This is a genomic window from Rubripirellula amarantea, from assembly GCF_007859865.1.
Classification (GTDB): domain Bacteria; phylum Planctomycetota; class Planctomycetia; order Pirellulales; family Pirellulaceae; genus Rubripirellula; species Rubripirellula amarantea.
In genome coordinates this window covers 835,905-855,209 of record NZ_SJPI01000001.1, presented here as the reverse complement: position 1 = coordinate 855,209, position 19,305 = coordinate 835,905, and the positions used below count along the sequence as shown (strand labels likewise).

Genomic DNA, 19,305 nt, shown 5'->3' with positions numbered 1-19,305 from the left:
CGCGATTTTATCATGAGTACGACCGGTCAAGCCTTCGTCAAAGCGTTCGCTCGTCAAAGCCAAAGCAAGCCCAGCAATCCGACCATATCGGCGGCTGAGCAAGACGCGAATCGTGTTCAACACGCGAACGCCACCGAGCTGAATCGTACGACTGAGGCGATTCGTACGCCTGAGACATGGGTTCGTACGGTCGACGATGCCATCACGCGTATCGATAGTGGTAGCCAGCGAATCGCCACTCATACCAGTCATGTGCCAGTCGCTAGTCCAGCAACCACGCGATCGCAGGTGAGTGCAAATGTCGTGGAAACTCGGATAGATGACCGACACCTTCAGCACATCCACACGGCATATTCGATCCCTCGAACCCCATCTTCAACGAAGCCGCCCGTTTCTGAACCTGAGCATGCACCGGAGTCGCACGCCGCTTCGCCAAGCTTATTCGTGGAAACCTATCCCGCAGAGCCAATCACGCCCGCGGAGTCAACCTATCACTATGCAGCGTCCGCAACAGAAACCCAGCCTCACTTCCAACGCGAACACGACCGTCGCATGGTCGATGAATCACCAACCTCTTCCGGTGTGGGCGTCACGACTCCGATTCGGGCCAGTTGGGAGGTAGAGGTTTTTGACGTCCCTCAAACCATTGCCGACTTGTTCTTCGAAGGTTCTCTTTTTCAGGATCTTGCTGATCGCATCAGCGAAGCCGCGACGGGAGGATTGCAGACCATGTTGATCACCAGTCTGCTGGCGGGCGAAGGGCGTTCGACGGTTGCTATTGGAACTGCACTTGCCGCTGCATCGTCCGGTCTACGCGTCGGGTTGATTGATGCCGATTTAGCTGATCCTACGCTTGCCGATGATCTGCGCCTGGATTTGGATTTCGGCTGGATTGAGCATGTCCGCCAACGATTGCCGATCGGAGAGATCGCGGTCCATGCAATTGAAGATAATTTGACGTTCCTGCCTCTCTTGCCGATGCGTCCGGCTGACCAGCCATCGCACATAGAGTGTGCTCATATGATTGAATCATTGCGGAAGCACTTTGATTTGCTAATCATTGATGGTCCCGTGCTCGATCTTCAAGCAGCACAGATTTTGGCTCCTGTGATTGATAGCGCCGTGATTGTTCACGACGTCAACCAGAGCACGCCGGACACGTTGACTCAAGTCGCGAATTTGCTTCGCCGCGTTGGAATCGATGGGATCGGTGTCGTCGAAAATTTCGTTTGATGCGAGTGCGCCTATGACGTTGAAGAACTAACGGTCAGTCACTCGAGTTAGCAGCAGTTTTCTTCGCCGCAGCAATCTTGGCCCATGATGGTCAAGTCAAAGTTCTTGCCTTTGGTCACGCGAGGGGAACGAAGAGCATTCGCGGAACTATCAAATTGTTTGGCGTCATCCGCACTGATCGGTGTCAGCGGAGAAACCGCAATGAAGTCATCACCATAGGGTTCGGATGTCATCATCGTGAATGTCTTTCGGCAAGTGGCTGTGCGTTGACCGCGTTCGAACACATTGCCCATATCATCGGTGACTTGTCGATATGGCCCACGGTAGATCACCGCTTCGTTGTGTTCGAAACAACCGCTGGGATCTGGCTTGTACGCGATCACGGTGGCTGATCGAAACTCGATGCCCTGCACTGTTTGCCAGGGCTCTGGTTGCAAAACCGGCATGTGAATACCCATGAAACCCGCTCGCTCGAACGCGCGTAAGAACTCCCGTTCCTGAAACGCGCCGGAAATGCAGCCGCTCCATAAATTAGCGTCCTGCTGCATCGCCAACGGTACCGCCTCGTCGCTGACGATGTCACTAATGACCGCCCGGCCGCCGATCTTGAGTACCCGGAATATCTCGCGGAACAGTTGTTCCTTCTCATTGCCGTCGACTAAGTTGAGCACACAGTTGCTAACCACGACGTCGATGGAGTTGTCAGCGATCATCGGTGACTGTTGCCGCATGTTTGTCATGAACGCCTCGAGCCGCTGTAGCCCAGGTTCGTCCTGTACTGGGTTTTCAGCCAAGTACGCGTCCACGCGGTCACGGTCGATCACCATGTCTTGAATTTTGCCTTTATGAAAGGTCACGTTGTCGTAGCCAATCTTCTGTGCCACTTCACGTTGGCTGCGGCGAGCTAATTCCAACATGGTGTCGTTCATATCGACACCAATCACCTTTCCTTGATTGCCGACCACCTGCGAAGCGATAAAGCAAATCTTTCCGCCTCCGCTGCCGAGATCCAAAACCGTTTCGCCGGCGTTGACATACTTTGACGGATCGCCACACCCGTAGTCTCGATCGATCACCTCTTGCGGAATTACTTCGAGGTATCGTCGGTCATAATTGACGGGGCAACAAAGGGCGGGTTCCTGATTTTGAGCAGCGTCGGTGTAGCGATCACGTACGGCGGATTCAGTGTTCAACATCTAGGCATCAACTCAAGAAAGGTAAGGCAAGCATACATGTACAGGACCATCACTCGTTTACAATGGCTCCGCCGCAACTGCTGCCCGAACCGGCGGTGCAGCCATAGCAGTGATCGGCTGTAGCGATTGACTTATGGATGACATCGTCAAATGTGTTGATGTCCCAAACCGACTGACGCGGCTCTCCGGCCAATGGTATTTCGAGCATCTGATTGAAATCGCAATCATAGATTGCCCCGTCCCAACCGATCGAAACCAACGACCGGCACATCACCGACGAAACGGCGGCTGGATTAAAACTATCGGCCAACAAACGCATGTAGTCATCTAGCTTGTTCCGTTTGGCAAGATACTGGGCATACCGCTTGATTGGGATGTTGGTGATGCAGAACAGCGAGTTAAATTCAATGTCGTAGCGTGCCTTCAGTTCGCGTTTGTAATCCGCTTGCAAAGCGGTCTGGTCAGGTGGCAACGATGGTCCGGTTGGGTTGTAGACCAAGTCGAGCGGTAATGTTTTTCCGTAGCCTCGTTCGTTGAGCATGCGAATGCCTTCGATGCTGCGAGCGAACACTCCATTGCCTCGTTGGCCGTCAACGTTGTCCTCTAAGTAGCATGGCAACGAGGCAACGACGTTGACGCCTTGTTCCGCTAAGAAGTCCGCTAAGTCTTCATAGCCGGGCTGAGTCAAGATGGTGAGATTGCAACGGTCAATGACTTGCAAATCGCGAGAACGAAAGAATCGAACCAAGCGACGGAAGTGAGGGTTCATCTCGGGGGCGCCACCAGTCAAATCAACCGTTTGCAATCGCTTAGTCAGCGACGCTAGCTCCATTACCCGGTCCGCCACCTCGCTGTTCATGTTCTCGCGAGTCTTTGTGGGCCCCGCTTCGACATGGCAATGTGTGCAGGTCTGATTACACAGTTTTCCCAAGTTGATTTGCAAATTCGCCAAAGAGGTGCGTGTGAAATCACCATCGAGCTGACGGATTCGTTGTCCAAAAGGCGCCACAATACCCGTGGGCAATCCAGCATCAATCACGGGAAGCAAAACAGACATTCAGGCTCGCGGCGTCAAAGGGAAGTGAGAGTCAGAGTCGATAGGCAATGGCTGCAATGGTCTGCGATCCGCCATCGACTTGCGGGTAGCAGGCGCGATCGTTGCCTTAACTATCTTAGCGACGATATGCCCTCGCTTGGGAGCGGTCGCTTGCCGTTGGGTAGGTTACTGGTTGTGCTTGGATGCGTACATTGTGTGAGTCCCTTCCCTTCTTTGACGAGTGAAATTTCCGTGACTTCGACTGACCTGCATGCAACACCCTTGATTCAGTGGCACCGTGACGCCGGTGCCCGCTTGGTTCCCTTCGCCGGCTATGAAATGCCGATTCAGTACTCGTCGATCGTCACCGAGCACCAAACTTGCCGGACTTCTGCTGCCCTATTTGACGTATCCCACATGGGGCGATTGCGGTTTGACGGCGATGGCAGCGAGCAATTGCTTGACCATCTTCTAACTCGCCGCGTTAGCGATATGCCCATCGGTACAGTTCGATATGGATTGATGTGCAATGCCGATGGCGGTGTCCTCGATGATGTGCTGGTTTCAAACTTAGAAACGCCTTCCCAACGTCGTTTCCACTTGATGGTCGTTAATGCGTCCAATCGAGAGAAAATTCTAAATTGGATCGTGCCGCATTTGGCTGACTATCCCACTGTCACGGTTTCGGATCGAACGGAATTGACGGCGATGATCGCTGTCCAAGGTCCGATGGCGATGGAAGTATGCTCGCGATTGTTTAAGTTTGACCCGAAACGCTTGAAGTACTATCGCACGGTCATCACGGATCAGTTTTCCAAACCAGTCATCATTAGTCGCACGGGGTACACTGGCGAGGATGGTTTCGAGCTGATCGTCCGGGCCGAGGAAGCAACGCGTATCTGGGAAAACGTATTGTTGTGCGGTCGCGAGGCTGGCTTTGCACCGGCTGGACTCGGAGCACGCGATACCTTGCGGCTTGAAGCGGCGATGCCACTTTACGGACATGAACTCGACGAAACCATCGACCCGATCACAGCAGGCTTAACTTTCGCCTGCAATCTTGAAGGTCGTGGGTTTATCGGTGACGAGGCATTACGCCAGATCGCCAGTGAGGGGCCCAAGCGAGTGCGACGTGGGCTAATCCTTGAAGGCAAGCGCCCCGCGCGTGAAGGATCAACGGTTCTAGGACCCAACGGCGAACCTGTGGGAGTGATCACTAGTGGCGGTCCTTCCCCCACGTTGGGCAAAGCGATTGCCGTGGCATACATTGACGCCGGTGTGGCGGATCTACCTCGCTACACCATCGACATTCGCGGGAAAAATGCCGAGGCGGTCGCTACCAAACTGCCTTTCTATCGTCGCGCAAAATAAGTGGTCCCAGTGGCAAACGCGACAGCAAATCCAAGCTGGGGTGGCGTTCTTTTGAAGGTCAGTGAATCTTGGTAAGCTCATCGTTGTTGTCTGTTTCAGTTTTCATCTTGTGAACTTCGCCCCCGAGGAAACGTTCATGTCTCGTGATCCGTCAAAGTTGCTCTACGCTCAAACGCATGAATGGTTGGACCTTGCTGGTGAGGATGGAATCGCCACGATCGGGATTTCTGCGTTTGCCATCGAACAGCTCAACGATTTGGTCTACATGGATTTGCCAGAAGTAGGCAAAGTGCTTGAGTTCGGCGATGAATTTGGTGAAGTCGAATCGGTCAAAGCAGTCAGCCCGCTTTACAGTCCCGTCAGTGGCACCGTTGTGGAAGTCCACGAAGGACTACCTGATTCGCTTGAGCAACTTAACGATGATCCATACGACTTTGGTTGGATCATTCGAGTCAAAGTGGATGGCGATGCTGGGCGTGAGAAACTGCTCGATCACGCTGCTTATGAAAAACAGTGCGCTGCTTCGGGCTGAAAGTGACGAATCAATCCTGGGGGCGTTTGATTGTTTCCGAGCCGATGGCTCCAGCCGATAACATGGCGTTGGACCAAGCCTTGCTAGAGTCGATGGATCGGCTTGGTGCTGTCAATTCTGGACAAAGTGTTGACTCATCGGAACGTGTTGGCTCATCGGAACGTGGTGACTCAGGACGCAGTGATGATTCTGAATGTGGTGTTCATGAGGACGGTCATCCGACGCACCGCGACGCGGTTGTTGAAAATGAATTAGCCGCACCTGCCGCGTGCTTACGATTTTACACTTGGAAGGTCCCCACACTTTCGCTGGGATATTTCCAGGCTTACGACCAGCGTGGTCAGCACGTCCCCAGTCAATCGGCGGCTTGTGTTCGTCGCGCTTCGGGTGGTGGTGCGATTTTGCATGAACACGAATTGACCTACAGTCTGGTCGTTCGAAATGTTGATAGTCGACGTGGTGCAGATGCAGAGCTGTATCAAAAAGTCCATCGCGTGATAGCCAACGTCCTATCCGGAATCGGAGTAACTGCGATTCCCTTTTATCACTCAGCGGCCTATCACCGCACGCGAACTGCACTTGCTTCCAACACAGATGGGCAAGCCCGTCGGGACCAGCCTTTCCTCTGCTTTCAACGTCGGACCGAGCAGGACTTGATTGTCGCCGGCTACAAAGTGCTCGGTAGCGCGCAGCGACGTGGGCGGGTTTCTGTACTGCAGCATGGAAGTTTGCTCGTGCGTGCTAGTTCGCTTGCTCCAGAGTTACCAGGTATCCGAGATCTGGGGGCAAAGGTTGGCGTCCCTCGAGAACTGATTTCGCCTATCGCAGATCAGTTGGGGCAAGAGCTCAATCTGAACTTGGTGGCATCACAACCAACTCAAGATGAACTTGCCCGAATGGCTGAGATTGCGGATGAGCGATTTGGTAGCGACGCTTGGATGCATCGTCGCTAGATGACTCGTTTATGCCTCTGGTGGGTGGTTAAGTCGCTTTAAAATTGCCCAAGGTGGTATAAGATGCCGTTGAACTTGCCGGATCGGCATTCTCTCACTCAAAATTGTGCGTAGAATAGAGGCGATGCGATTCGGTACTGCCGATAATTAACCCTGAAAGATTCAGCTTGTCTTAAGTCCTAATTTGGTGTTCGTACATGGACGCGGAGCGTCTTAGCGAGGATAGATTGTGGTCGGGTCAAGCCCCCCAAGGGACCGCCTACTTCCGGCACATCATTCGCAGTATGTTCGTCCGTGAACGTGTGCTCGTTCGTAGCCAAATATTCGCCGATGGATGTGGGCCTGCAAGTCACATCGTCGCATCCAAGTTTATATCAATCGCTCGTCAAATCTCTTCAAGGTGATCCATGCAGGTAAAGCTCAAGGTCCAAACGGGCAGCCATGAAGGTAAAGAGATTGCAATCTCTAGCGAGAAATTCCTCATTGGCCGAAGCGAGTCGTGTCAGCTTCGTCCCAAGAGTGAATCCGTTAGTCGCAAGCACTGCATCATCGTTTTGAAAGACAATCGTGTCTTGGTCCAAGACTTGAAGAGTCGCAACGGCACTTTTGTTAATGATCAGCGATTGCCAGTTGATAAAGCCAAGGTGCTTAAGGCTGGTGACCAACTAAGAATCGGCAAGCTCAACTTTGAAGTTCTGATCGAACATGGACTGCAAGCCGCCAAGAAGCCTGAAGTCGCAGACGTTGGTGACGCTGCATCGCGGATGGTAGAGGCTGGTTCTCAGGATAGTAAGTTTGAAGCGGTCGACGTTAGCTCGTGGCTAGACGAAGCGGATCAAATCGATCGTGTCCGCAAATTGTCGGATCCCGAGACGCGGCAATTCCGCATGGACCAGATGGAAGAATCATCATCCGGGGGCGACAGCACTGAGTTATCGGTTGAGGACTCTGACGATAGCACCGTACGCAAACGTCCTGAAAAGAAGAAACCGGGTAAATTGCCTGATGGACTGAAGAAGGCGATGACCGATAATTCTCGTGATGCAGCGGACAACGCCCTGAAGCGGTTTTTTAGCGGTCGATAGCTTCAACCTTTATCTTCGCATTCGCGGAAATTTAGATAAATTTGGTGATCGGGATGTCTGCTACGTTGTTCGACGAGAGCTAACGCAGTCCTCAGTACCCCACCTCACTTGCGAGATGATTCATGGAGCATTCCAAATCCATCGACGCAACATTGCTCCCTGCGAACCTTCTGCCAAGTGACGAACGCGAGATGCTAGCCGTTCTCGCGGACCGCTATCATTCGTTGATCTTCCGGGTCTGTCTGCGATTCCTCGGTCATCAGCAAGATGCCGAGGACGTTACGCAAGAGACCTTCTCACGCATCATTCGGTATTTTGATCACTGGGATCAACGTTTGCCAATTGAGCCCTGGATCGTGACGATCGCTGGGAATCGGTGTCGTAGTTTCCTGGCTGCTAGGCGGCAATTTCGTTCGCTAACACCAGTGATCGAGCCGACCGCCGACATCGAGAATGAAGCTCGTGCAGCGGAGCAGCTCAGTGAAGAGCTGAAATTGGCGATGACGATCCTACCCGCGAATCATCGGATTGCGTTTGAGCTCTTCCACCACCAGCAAAGTTCCTACGAGCAAATTGCCGAATCGATGGGGCATCCTATCGGTACCGTAAAGACCTGGGTTCATCGTGCACGTTTGCAGATCATTGATCACCTGCGATGTCGCGAAGTCATTGGGCGACAACCCGCTCAGCCATCAAGGTCTTCGTTGTCGAATCGGGAGGTCAACGTATGAGCGATAGTGACCCCACCATCGATAACATGAGTTGCGATCAATTTGCCGAGCTTCTGAACGATGTTCTCGACCAGCGAAAATCGCCAAGTCAAAATGCGGAGTTGTGCGGCCACGCTCAGTTGTGTGCGGGTTGTGGCGCACGTTTCTCAATGGTTTGCCAACTCGACGCCGTCGCCTTTCGTTCAGAGCAATTTTCGGACGACCCCGTTTTTGGCAACTCTGCTTCTCGCAAACATATTGTGGACGACCCAAACGTAACGCAGCGAATAAGCACGCCAGCTCAACCACGTAGGTCGCGTCGGACGATTGCGACCATGGCGGTCGCTGCGACAATCATGTGGGCGATGATTCAATTTCATCAGTCACGCTCAACAACAAATATCGCGAAGCTGCAAATCGAAACGTCAGACGAAATGTTGCCTGTACACTCGCGGCCTGGTGGGGACGATCCATCGCAAAGAGAAGGTAGCCTCGTTAGCCCTGACCTGGCTGCTTCACCGTTTGATCCCATCGGTGTGAACGAGAGTGAACTCCAAGGCGTTGAACTCAATCGCATTGATGCGCGAAGTGTCTTGGTTCCACGGAGTGTTCCAGTTCAAAGACTGCATAGTAATCAGCAAGCGGTTGTTTCGTCGAAAGGGGCCTCGGTGTCTAAGCTTTCTGCCGCATCAAGTATGCCGGCGCTTGGAATCGCAGCCGTGGCTCATTCGGAATCCACATCGTTGTGGAATCCGATGGGAACTGAGTCTTGGGTGGATGCTAAGCACTGGATCGACCAAACCATGCCAGCGGTAGAATCCGTCCGTGAAGGTGTGGCGCCCATTGGTCGTTCGCTTCGTCGGGCTGTGAAAATTTTAGCTGGCGGTCGCGGGGATCGAACATCATGAATAATCCCCGAGGTATTCTCGATCGAAGTCTAATGCTCAAGCGATGCCCGACGCTTTTCGGATTCATGCTTGTGCTCATGATGGTTAAGCCGGCTTACACCGAGCAGGTTTTTCAATTGCAGAACGGCATGGTTGTGATTGGGTCAAAGGCCGAGATCGCAACGCTAAAGGAGGGCTTTGGCGCGTCCACGACCACCCAGCTCACTTCGCGGCCTATCTGGCTGATCGAGGATGGATTGCGACGACATTATTTCCATGGCAAAGGAATGGTGTCCGTGCCTCCGATCGACAAACCGAATCTGGATCAACGGATCGACTTTTGGCAGCCAATCCCTTTAGGCGGAAAATCGGTGGGCGGATTGGGCAGCGTGCTCGGTGTATCGCCCTTCAATGAATTCGGGCGTCGGTTGTTGCAAATTCGCGGGCCGACGGGCCCGGTAAAAGTCATCCAGGGCATCACGGAACTTAACCCGCGGTACGCAGTCTTGTCGGCACTTAAGCCTCCCCAAGGACAACCGTCTTTGCTTTGGGAAATGCGTGTTGCCACCAGCACAATGGACTCCAGCACGTTGGATGCGTTCTTCAAAACGCAGTTTGATGAAACCGACTTGAATGCGCGATTAGAGATCGTGCGGTTTTACATTTCTGCTGATCGGTTCGGCGATGCAAAACGAGCGTTGCAGCAAACGATCATTGATTTTCCTGAAGAAACAGATCTGCCGAAGCAGGTTCTTGCTCTTACCGAGCGGCAGGCATCTCAACTTTTGGATGAAGCGAAAATCCGAAATAAAGCGGGGCAGCATCGGTTGGCGGCCCGCATCCTCGATAACTTCCCGGTCAAAGATGTTGGGCGAATCACTCGTTTGCAAGTTCAGGATGCACGCAAAGAAATTGAGACCTCTGGACTCGAAGCAGCACGGTTGACCGGGCTGCTGACCGAACAGGTCGCACAGCTTGCCGCCGCAGATCAAGGAAAGCTGAAGGCAATTGTGCAAGAGATCAGCGAGGGATTATCCGCCGATACTCTGTCGCGACTGAGTGATTACTCACGATTGGGTGAGTCCGAAACAATTGCTTTGGACAACCGCGTTGCGTTGGCGATTTCGGGTTGGTTGATGGGGGCGGGGGCAGGCGAGCAAAACCTTAGCGTGGTGACGTCTTTGGTTCAGGTTCGCGACTTGGTTGCCGATTACTTGGGGACCGACGATCGAAATCGACACCAAGCGATCCTGGATCAACTTAGGAGTTTAGAAGGGGCTCAGGCAGAGTACATCGATAAGATGTTGCCATTGCTTGTGCCCACGCGATCGTGGCCCGAAGGGTCGGCGAGTGATCGTGTGGAAGGCATGCATTCGGTGCAAACTGATCTTGCCGAGTATGTGATTCAGTTACCTCCAGAATACAATCCGCTTCGATCTTACCCGTGCCTCATTGCGCTGCATCCGGCGAGAAGTGATCACGCCGCACAGATTGATTGGTGGTCGGGAGGTGTCGGGTCTGTCACGCAACAACTAGACGATCAGTTGAATGACGAGCAAGCCGAAGGTGGATTAGCATCTCGGCTTGGTCACGCTTCGCGTCATGGGTTCATCGTCGTCGCACCACGTTGGAGTCGGCCTGCTCAACGCCGGTACGAGTACACGCCCGCCGAACATGAACGAGTGTTGGCGGCAATGCGAGATGCAATGAGGCGATGTTCGATAGATTCCGATCGAGTGTTTCTGGCTGGCCAAGGTGAAGGTGGAACGGCCGCATGGGACATTGCCCTTGCTCATCCTGATCTTTGGGCTGGCTTGATTGCAATTAGTGCCACGCCGGACAAAACGGTTCATCACTACGAGCCCAATTCGCGATACGTGCCGATGTATCTCGTGATGGGGGAACTCGACGGAAGCCGGGCAAGCGGCGGCATCATGGACGATTACATGTCGTACAAGCACGATGCATTGGTGGTGATGTATCGGGGCCGAGGGCGTGAGTACTTCTATGAGGAGACGCCCAGGTTCTTTGAGTGGATGTCGAGTTCGGCCCATGTGCGACGACCGATACCTCGAGAATTTGAAGCAAACATGATCCGCCAGGGCGACCAGTTTTTTTGGTGGGTGGAGTTATTAGATTTGAAGCCCGGCACCGCAATCGATCCGATCCTGTGGGACGACGCACCTAAAATTCGATCGAAGCCAGTTGAAGGAACAATCAACGAGGGCAACCAAATCAGGTTCAAGGCACCGGCGGATCGAGTGCGATTGCTGCTTCGTCCTCAGGCCGGGCTCGATCTGAATCGTGAGATCGTTGTTCATTACGGATCACGAACAATCCGGCACAACTACGATGGAAATCTCGAAACCATCCTCGAGGACGCGCGACGTCGAGCAGATCGCAAACGAGCAGTTTGGTTGGAAATTACCATCCCTTGATTCGGCGTTGCGATCATTGGAAATGGTGTGATCGTTCGGTGAAAGCGGTTTTATTGCTTGCAATTCTGAGGCTTGAAGGAGGCGTTTTACTCCTCTTGTGGGGTTAGTTATTGCAATGCTTCAGAAAATTCATCACCTCGGACACCATTAGCCCAGCCGTACGGGCGTCTATCTCCTCAGCATTGTTTTTCCCGCTGGATTTATGTTTCCCGACATAAGAAAATCGTGTCTGTACCCTCGATCGTGCGATACTAGGGGCAGCCTGCACGATGGAATTCGGCAGCTTTGCTCCTACCTACATTTTCTCACCTTCACGTTTCTCCGCCCTTGTTGAGGAATTTTTGAGCCTAGCAAACGTCTCACAGGTTCAGAAGTTCTCCGCTCAAGATGCCAACCACTCCCACCGAAACGATTGCCTTAAACGTTGAAGATTTTCGGCGTTTAGGTGTTCGCACCAACGAGTTTCGCCTCAGTGTGATTCGTAGCGCGGCCGCACGTAGCGCCCACACTTTGGCAGAGCAACAGTTGGCGTCGCCATCGGAACAAGTTGAGCGCCAGCTATCTCGCGTGGTTACCTCCGCCTACCGATTGATGGATCCTCGTCAGCGGTCGAATCCGCACCAACGAGCCTACGTCGGCCGTATTTTGCCGAACACACTGCATGTCGCTGGCAAGACTCGGTTTTCGGAAGAACAGTTCTTGGCAGCGTCAGCATTGTTGTTGGCTGGACGTCCTCCAGGATTCACACCGGAGTCGGCTTTTCGTGTCGATGGGGCATCAAGTTTTCAGGCAGGCTTCGATTCAGTCTCGGATAGTGATGAGGATGATGATTCCAGCGAAGAGCTTTGGCGAATCACTCTTAGCGACGATGATCTGCTATCTGCGTCACCACTGAGTCGCAAGTTTCGACGAGCCCGTCATCGATTGGTTGGCCCCTGGTTGGCGTTTGCGATGGGCGGGTTGCTGATCGGTAGTTTATTGGGAGTTGCTTCGATACGCCGAAGTGTCTCGTTCGTGCTGTTGGAATCCCGGTCGACCAATCTTCAAAGTAAAGACCCCGCCGAGATGGCGCAACCAAAGCTCGAATCTGGCGTTTCTGAAGTTGTCAAAACGTCGATTGATGCGTCAGCGATTAGTGTGTCAACGAGTATCGATTCAAGCATTGTTGGTGCTCAGGAGCGTGAATCTTTAGACATTGAAGTGCTAGACGCTGCATCGTCCGCTACGGAGTCCAGCGAACTCAGTGATCCAATGCTTGCGTCGGTTGACGCATCCGCGTCTGATGACGCAATGGCGCCTCTTGATAAAGTCGCTGGACCTTCCGTTCATCAGGAACCGGCGCCGCCGACCGCTGCGCCCCTGTCCATCGGCGTGATGAATCCTGCGGTTGCCCCGGTCATTGCAGGAAAAGGTCCGGTCATTGCAAGTCCAGGTCCGACTGAAATCCCCACCGAAGCGGCCGCAGCCATTGCTAGCCCTTCCATGGATAACGTACCCGTAAATGGTCTGGCGACAGATCGATCTAATTCCGATGTGATCGTTGATCTCGAGAAACAACTTTCGAGTCAGTCTTCGTCGGCGGCACCGGGCGAAAACGACCTGGCAAGCGTCGCAAATGTTGGATCGCTTGATCGTAACAACTCGCTTGAGATCCCCATGGCCTCTGACAACGCCGAGATCATGCAGGGAGACTACCTTCCCGATCCGTTTGCGGGTTTCGATTCGTTCGATCAAGAATCTGAAGAACCTGTGACGCCAATGGAAGGCTCCGAATCCGATTTAATTGGGTCCGAGTCGGTCGTTGTTGAATCACGGGAAGCAATTTCCGTTGAGCTTGATTCGCGTAACGCGGATCAATCGCTTGCCGACGCTTATGAGCAGTTGCAATCGGTTTTGAATCTACCGGAAGAACATGATCAGTATCTAAGCGAAGGTGTGCAATTGTTCGAGCGAGTTTTCGCTAACGATTCGCTTGAGGCTGCAGCCCAGATTCATGCCGCAATGCAACGTTCGCTTCCCCTTGCCAGTGATTTCTCGCTCGCTTCGGTCGTGAATCAGAATGCGGATACGTTGAAGGTTTGCGAACGATTATCCAAATCGTACCGCCGCGTGATGGAACGCGATGGCATGATATCAATGGTCGATACCTCTACCGAAGAGGCACCATTGCTTGGACGTTATTTGTGTTTGATGCTTCGCAATTGGAGCGACGGTTTATCGTTTCTCGACCAAGCGTCCGATCCTAAGATCGCCAGCGTTGCTCGCCAAGAAATATCCCTGATCAAGCAGGTCGATGCGGTAGCAGATCTCCAGAAAGATTGGCTTTCGGTTGCGTTGCGATGGGAGAAGGTTGCCGAGCGTCTTGATGGACGTGTGCGCGACTCTGTGCGATTGCATGCGATCGATATTCTTAATCGCGTGCATGATTCCTCTGAGGGGCTCGAGCGTCTCGAAGCTAGCCGCCGAATCGACGCGATTGAGGAACTCTTGCCACCACACCTTACGGTTTCCAACCGTTAAATAGTCCGATCGGACTCGGTTGGCTCAGTTCGTGCATGCAAAAGTGGTCGATAAACTTTTGACTTCGTGTCTCGAGTCGCTGTTCAAGCACCTACAATTCGGCAGTCGCAAACGATCGCCGTATTACCAGTCTTGGACACTTTCAGGTCAGCTCGAATGAATGCTCTTTTGGCACCTCCCCAACCGACCACGCTGCAAAGTTTGCTCGACAGTGGTTGGAAATCCAAATCGGTCAAAGACGAGATTCGTGATAACTTCACGCGAATGCTCGCTGCAGGTACAGAACTTTTTCCCGGAATCGTAGGCTACGACGACACGGTAATTCCCGAGATTAATCTCGCGTTGCTGGCAGGACACGACATGTTGTTCCTGGGTGAAAAGGGACAAGCGAAGAGTCGCATCATGCGAATGTTGACGCGGTTTTTGGATGAATGGATCCCGTACATCAAGCATCCAGATCTGCCCGTTCACGAAGACCCAACCAACCCGATTTCGGCATTGGGCAAACGGCTCGTTGCCGAGCACGATCCCGAAGATATCCAGATCGCATGGTGGCATCGTGATCAACGCTATGCCGAACGATTGAGCCCTGGAACAAAGTTTGCTGATATCATTGGCGAGATCGACCCAGCAAAGCTGACCGGCGGCGTCAGCATGAGCGCCGAGGAAGCTTTGTCGTTCGGCCTGATTCCTCGGCTTCACCGTGGCATCTTCGCAATGAATGAGCTGCCCGAACTAGATGAACTTGTGCAGGTTGGTTTGTTCAACATTCTCGAAGAACGAGATGTGCAGATTCGTGGCTATCCAATCCAATTCAACTTGGATGTGATGATTCTGTTCTCTGCGAATCCTTCGACGTACAACCGTAGTGGCAAGGTGATTCCCCAGTTGAAGGATCGCATCGGTACGATCATTCAAACGCACTATCCCAGCGAGCGTGATCAGGGAATTGCGATTCTGCAGCAAGAGGTGGGGCGTGAACTTGAGGGCGAGTATCCCGTTCAGGTTCCCTATTTCATGTACCAACTCGTCGAGGAAATTACAAACCAAGCCCGACTTAGCAAGTATGTCGATCAGGCCTCGGGTGTATCTGCTCGTTTCTCACTAGCGAACTTCCGAACGTTGGTAGCGTCGGCACGGCAGCGCGGCATCATTCACAATGAAAAGCCGGCTGTGCCTCGAATCAGCGATTTTGGGCATTTGTATTCGTCATCGTTGGGCAAGTTGGAACTCGATTTGATGGGCACTCATCAAATGGGTGAAAAACAAGTGCTTGATGCTACCATTGCGCAAGCGATTCAAGTTGTTTTTGCCGAGTACATCGAAGAACACGGGCTTGCCGAGATCGCTGAGATCTTCCGCAGCGGCGTTCGGATCGAAGTGGGTGATATGCTTCCCAGCAGTGATTACGCAGAGCGGTTGCAGAGTGTCCCGCCAGCGTGGGACAAGGCATTCGAAGTGAATTCTTCCGACAATGAAGCCGTTCGTGCAAGTTGTGTTGAGTTTGTATTAGCCGGACTCTACGCCTTGGACAAAATTAGCCGTAGTCAGCGGCACGGAAAGATTCAGTACGAAATTTAGATCGTTCTACGCGACGAGTCATAATCCCAATTGGCTCCCGCGGCGAGCTTTCACCCTTCACCTTCCAAACGTCAGACTTCCCGCATGTACCGTCCCGGCGGCGTGATTCACGCCTATCAAAAGTACGATCCGGTTCAGTTCCCACCGCCCAATCAACCGCCACCGGATTTGGTCTCACCGGCGTTTGAGCAAGCGATGATGTACGGCAACTACAAAGAACTTACCGAAGAAGAACTCGCACGGGCCGTTAAGTTGGATCCGAGCCAGATTGCGGGACTAGGTCCGAGCTTGGACATGCTTCGTGCCATGCTTGAAGAACGCAAACGCAAGATCCTTGAGACCTACGAAACAAAAGCGGTTGAAAAGAAAGCCCGCAAGGCGTTTCGAAACACTGCGAAAAACCTGAACGTGCCCAAGAAGATGGAAAAAGCGTTCCATCAAGCCGTCACGTACGAACAGCCGTACATGATCGAACAGCTTTGGTACCGCACCGACGATGACAACGGCGAACTTGCTCGCGGGCTGATGCAAGTTGCGGCACGTATGAGCGATAAGCACAACATCGAGGAATTGGCGACGAAGTACACGTTCACTGGCAACGAGTCGATGAGTGTTCCCAAGGCACTTGAAGTCAAAGATGAACTGGAGAAGATCGACGAGTTGCTCAAACAGCTCGAAGAAGCGGCCAAGAACGCTCAGATCGGGATCATCGACATGGATCTACTGTCTGAGTTTGCTCAGCCTGGCGATATGGAGCAGCTCGAAGAGATGCGTCGCCAAGTCGAAAACTTGATGCGGGAGCAGGCCGAACGTCAGGGATTGGAAAAAAATCCTGATGGGAAAGGTTTTCGGTTGACCCCTCAGGCCTACAAAATCTTTCAAGGACGTTTGCTCCAACGGATTTTCAGTGAACTAGCCCCTTCGCGTACTGGCCGCCACGAAGGTGACGTTGTTGGTGAAGGAGCCGTCGAGCTACAGCAAACCAAGTCGTATGAATTTGGCGATAGTGTCGCCAACATTGATTTGCCGCAAACGATAATCAATGCGTTATTGCGGCAAGGTGACGAGCGTCCGATTCGATTGCGTAGCGACGATATCGAAGTTCATAAGACTCGCAACCATCCCAAATGTGCTACCGCCGTCATCATGGATATGAGCGGTTCGATGCGGTATGACGGTCAATACATCAACGTCAAGCGGATGGCTCTCGCCTTGCAGGGATTGATTCAAAGCGAATACCCAGGTGATTTCTTGCGATTCATCGAGATGTATACCTTTGCGAAATTGCGAACTCCGGGCGAGATCATAGAGATGATGCCCAAGCCGGTCACCATCCATGATCCGTGGGTGCAGTTGTACGCGGACATGAGCGATCCCAACATCAGTGAGGCCCAGATTCACCCTCACTTCACCAATATTCAACACTCCTTGCAACTTGCGCGTCGCAACTTGGCGACGTGTGATACGCCAAATCGGCAGATCGTGCTGATCACCGATGGCCTGCCCACCGCCCATTTCGAAGAGGAAAAACTATTCATGCTCTACCCGCCGGATCCGCGGACCGAGCAAGCAACGATGCGGGAAGCAATGATGTGTAAGAAAGAGGACATCACGATCAACATTTTTTTGATTCCCAGTTGGTCACAAAGCGAAGAGGATGTTCGTTTCGCTCAACGCTTGGCTCAGACGACCAAGGGACGTGTGTTTTTCACCAGTGGGCGTGACTTGGACCGGTTCGTGTTGTGGGACTACGTAAAGAACCGTCGTGAGATCATCGCGTAGGCTGTCCATCGCGAGGAGTCCAAAAAGTGAGCGCAGCGACTGCCTCATCGTGAATTCGCCCTGAACCTTGCCGAACCTTGCCGCTTCATTGGTTGTCAATTTTCCTAAAGAGTCTTTTGGGCACGGATTTGGCCGCTAAATCCTCTCTCTGGGGTATAGGAAGAGACTGAAATTTTGACTTTTCGGCTCTAGCCGCGACAATCAGGTTGGCTGAGTTGATACGAACTCAAATTTTAGGAGCACGACGTGGCGGTAAACCAATTTCGAATCGAAGCTTTTTTTGAGGAAGAAGAACTGCGTTATTTTCGCGCGGGCGAAGACGCTGAGCATGGATCTTGGTTTTTGATGTTTGGCAATAAAACCGGAGTCAATGTTCGGCTGCTTGAAGATGGCGAGTGCTTGCTTATCCGCAGCCAGCCGCTTGTCCACCTCGACGAATTTGATCACGCAGGGCGTTGTCGTGTTTGGGAAGCCATGGCACATCGAAACGACCAAATGGTCATTGGGCGACTGAGCGGTGCCGACGAGGTTGTCGTGGAGGCTGCATTGCCGATTGAAGACGGCGAAATCAGCAATACTCAGATCAAACGAATGCTAAGTGTTGTTGTCAACGAATCCAATTCGTTTGGACCTCATCTTCGCAAACTCGCTCACAACGACTCGCTTGCCATCCGCCATGATCCGATTGACGAATTAATGCGAAAGTTGATTGAAGGGGACACGGGGGAAGTCGGTCTTGGAAGCGACGACGACAACGAACACGCTGACAAGTATGACGACGACGACTTTTCGTTCGACGACGATGCCCCGATGTAGCATTGAGCAGGCATCAGAGATGGCTTGGCACTTGAGTTTAAATGGAATCGAGCAGCAGGTCGTTTTCGAGCAGGTGGCAATAAGCGTCGTATCGACGCGCATCGACTCGACCGTCGGCGACGGCGTTTTTTACGGCGCAATCATCTTCGCTTAGGTGCAGGCAATCGGGATACCGACAAGCACTAACATAGGGACGAAGATCGGGCATCAATCCGGCAACTTCGCTGGCCGAAATGTCCCACAGCTTAAACTGCCTGATCCCGGGTGTGTCAAAGACCGCACCACCCGCGTCCAGGGGAATCAGTCGTGATGCAGTTGTGGTGTGGCGTCCTTTGTCATTGTCATCGCTAACTCTACCCACTGCTAAACCTAAGCCCGGTTGGACTTCATTTAGCAGGCTGCTCTTCCCTACCCCGCTCTGCCCCGCTAGGACGGTTTGCTTTCCGGCAAGCAGATGGCGTAGGTAATCAACGCCCACGCCGGTTTCGGCCGATGTCATTAGAACGCGCGTTCCCAGCGACGCGTAAACGCCAATGAGTTGTTGCAACAACACTGGCTCTATCAGGTCTACTTTGTTCACGACCAGAATGGGTTGAACATTGCACTGCGCAGCCGTAAGCAAGAAGCGGTCTATGAGTACCGGTTTAATCTCGGGGCTTGCGGCGCTGGCAATGATCAACAGGTAGTCGACGTTAGCGACGAGGATGTGTTGCTGACCTCGGCTAGTTCGGCTGATGATGCCGTGTCGCGGTTCGACTTGTTCAATCATGCCATCGATCGACGACTCGGCTCGAAAGCGTACGCGATCGCCAGCAACCACGGCGGTTCGTCCGTCGATACTCATTGATTTCAAGACTTGCCGGATTGCGCATTCGAATGCGTTGCCTTGGTCATCGAGTACACGACACTTGAGTCCGTGTACGCTGATCACCCGTCCGTAAAGCAAGTTTTCGTTACCGGCACCAGCGTTGACGGACTCGTCCTCGGCGACCGTTCGTTTACGCGTCAGCTCACCCTTGCCGCTGACGCGTTCACTTTTTCGAACATCGGCCAATTGATCTGACTTGCCATCATGAAAGTCACGAGTCAAATCGCCAGTTCGAACGCGGCCCTGGTAGTTCTTGCGAAACTCCGCTCGTTGCTTGGGCCGCTTTTTCTTACTCAT

The 19,305-nt window shown here is 52.9% G+C and carries 15 protein-coding genes; 12 read left to right on the top strand and 3 right to left on the bottom strand.

The genetic code is table 11. The features are described 5' to 3' along the window. Window positions 1–12 precede the first annotated feature (12 nt). Complete coding sequence (locus tag Pla22_RS03170; protein WP_146513317.1) at window positions 13–1,233, top strand: tyrosine-protein kinase family protein; 1,221 nt, start codon at window positions 13–15, stop codon at window positions 1,231–1,233. 47 nt (window positions 1,234–1,280) lie between these two features. Here the strand turns inward: Pla22_RS03170 and Pla22_RS03165 are convergent, their stop codons facing one another. Beyond that, window positions 1,281–2,426 carry a methyltransferase domain-containing protein gene (locus Pla22_RS03165; RefSeq protein ID WP_146515194.1) on the bottom strand — a complete coding sequence of 382 codons (1,146 nt, stop codon included), beginning with the start codon at window positions 2,424–2,426 and terminating at the stop codon, window positions 1,281–1,283. A gap of 52 nt (window positions 2,427–2,478) precedes the next feature. Next, complete coding sequence (arsS, locus tag Pla22_RS03160; protein ID WP_146513316.1) at window positions 2,479–3,486, bottom strand: arsenosugar biosynthesis radical SAM (seleno)protein ArsS; 1,008 nt, start codon at window positions 3,484–3,486, stop codon at window positions 2,479–2,481. 231 nt (window positions 3,487–3,717) lie between these two features. On the opposite strand from arsS, the gene gcvT reads away from it, so the two are divergent. The 11 genes from gcvT (at window position 3,718) to Pla22_RS03105 (ending at window position 18,140) form a co-directional block, all read left to right on the top strand. Continuing rightward, window positions 3,718–4,836, top strand: a complete 1,119-nt coding sequence (gene gcvT, locus Pla22_RS03155) for a glycine cleavage system aminomethyltransferase GcvT (RefSeq protein ID WP_242631765.1) — start codon at window positions 3,718–3,720, stop codon at window positions 4,834–4,836. Window positions 4,837–4,972: 136 nt separating this feature from the next. Next, window positions 4,973–5,368, top strand: a complete 396-nt coding sequence (gene gcvH, locus Pla22_RS03150) for a glycine cleavage system protein GcvH (RefSeq protein WP_146513314.1) — start codon at window positions 4,973–4,975, stop codon at window positions 5,366–5,368. Between the two features lie 2 nt (window positions 5,369–5,370). Beyond that, complete coding sequence (locus tag Pla22_RS03145; RefSeq protein ID WP_146513313.1) at window positions 5,371–6,321, top strand: lipoate--protein ligase family protein; 951 nt, start codon at window positions 5,371–5,373, stop codon at window positions 6,319–6,321. Between the two features lie 407 nt (window positions 6,322–6,728). After that, on the top strand, window positions 6,729–7,406 hold the full coding sequence (locus Pla22_RS03140; protein WP_146513312.1) for an FHA domain-containing protein: 678 nt from the start codon (window positions 6,729–6,731) through the stop codon (window positions 7,404–7,406). A gap of 122 nt (window positions 7,407–7,528) precedes the next feature. Continuing rightward, on the top strand, window positions 7,529–8,137 hold the full coding sequence (locus Pla22_RS03135; RefSeq protein ID WP_146513311.1) for an RNA polymerase sigma factor: 609 nt from the start codon (window positions 7,529–7,531) through the stop codon (window positions 8,135–8,137). After that, window positions 8,134–9,024: an anti-sigma factor gene (locus tag Pla22_RS03130; RefSeq protein WP_146513310.1), complete on the top strand. Its 891-nt coding sequence runs from the start codon at window positions 8,134–8,136 to the stop codon at window positions 9,022–9,024. Before Pla22_RS03135 ends, Pla22_RS03130 begins: the two co-directional genes overlap by 4 nt. Further along, a complete protein-coding gene (locus Pla22_RS03125; protein WP_146513309.1) occupies window positions 9,021–11,441 on the top strand; it encodes a carboxylesterase family protein in 2,421 nt (806 codons plus the stop codon). Before Pla22_RS03130 ends, Pla22_RS03125 begins: the two co-directional genes overlap by 4 nt. A gap of 387 nt (window positions 11,442–11,828) precedes the next feature. Then, window positions 11,829–13,961: a hypothetical protein gene (locus Pla22_RS03120; RefSeq protein WP_146513308.1), complete on the top strand. Its 2,133-nt coding sequence runs from the start codon at window positions 11,829–11,831 to the stop codon at window positions 13,959–13,961. A gap of 156 nt (window positions 13,962–14,117) precedes the next feature. Next, window positions 14,118–15,542, top strand: a complete 1,425-nt coding sequence (locus tag Pla22_RS03115; protein ID WP_146513307.1) for a magnesium chelatase — start codon at window positions 14,118–14,120, stop codon at window positions 15,540–15,542. Window positions 15,543–15,626: 84 nt separating this feature from the next. Further along, window positions 15,627–17,324, top strand: a complete 1,698-nt coding sequence (locus tag Pla22_RS03110; RefSeq protein ID WP_146513306.1) for a vWA domain-containing protein — start codon at window positions 15,627–15,629, stop codon at window positions 17,322–17,324. A gap of 246 nt (window positions 17,325–17,570) precedes the next feature. Continuing rightward, window positions 17,571–18,140 carry a YbjN domain-containing protein gene (locus Pla22_RS03105; RefSeq protein WP_146513305.1) on the top strand — a complete coding sequence of 190 codons (570 nt, stop codon included), beginning with the start codon at window positions 17,571–17,573 and terminating at the stop codon, window positions 18,138–18,140. A gap of 37 nt (window positions 18,141–18,177) precedes the next feature. On the opposite strand, the gene rsgA is transcribed toward Pla22_RS03105, so the two are convergent. Continuing rightward, complete coding sequence (rsgA, locus tag Pla22_RS03100) at window positions 18,178–19,305, bottom strand: ribosome small subunit-dependent GTPase A (protein WP_146513304.1); 1,128 nt, start codon at window positions 19,303–19,305, stop codon at window positions 18,178–18,180.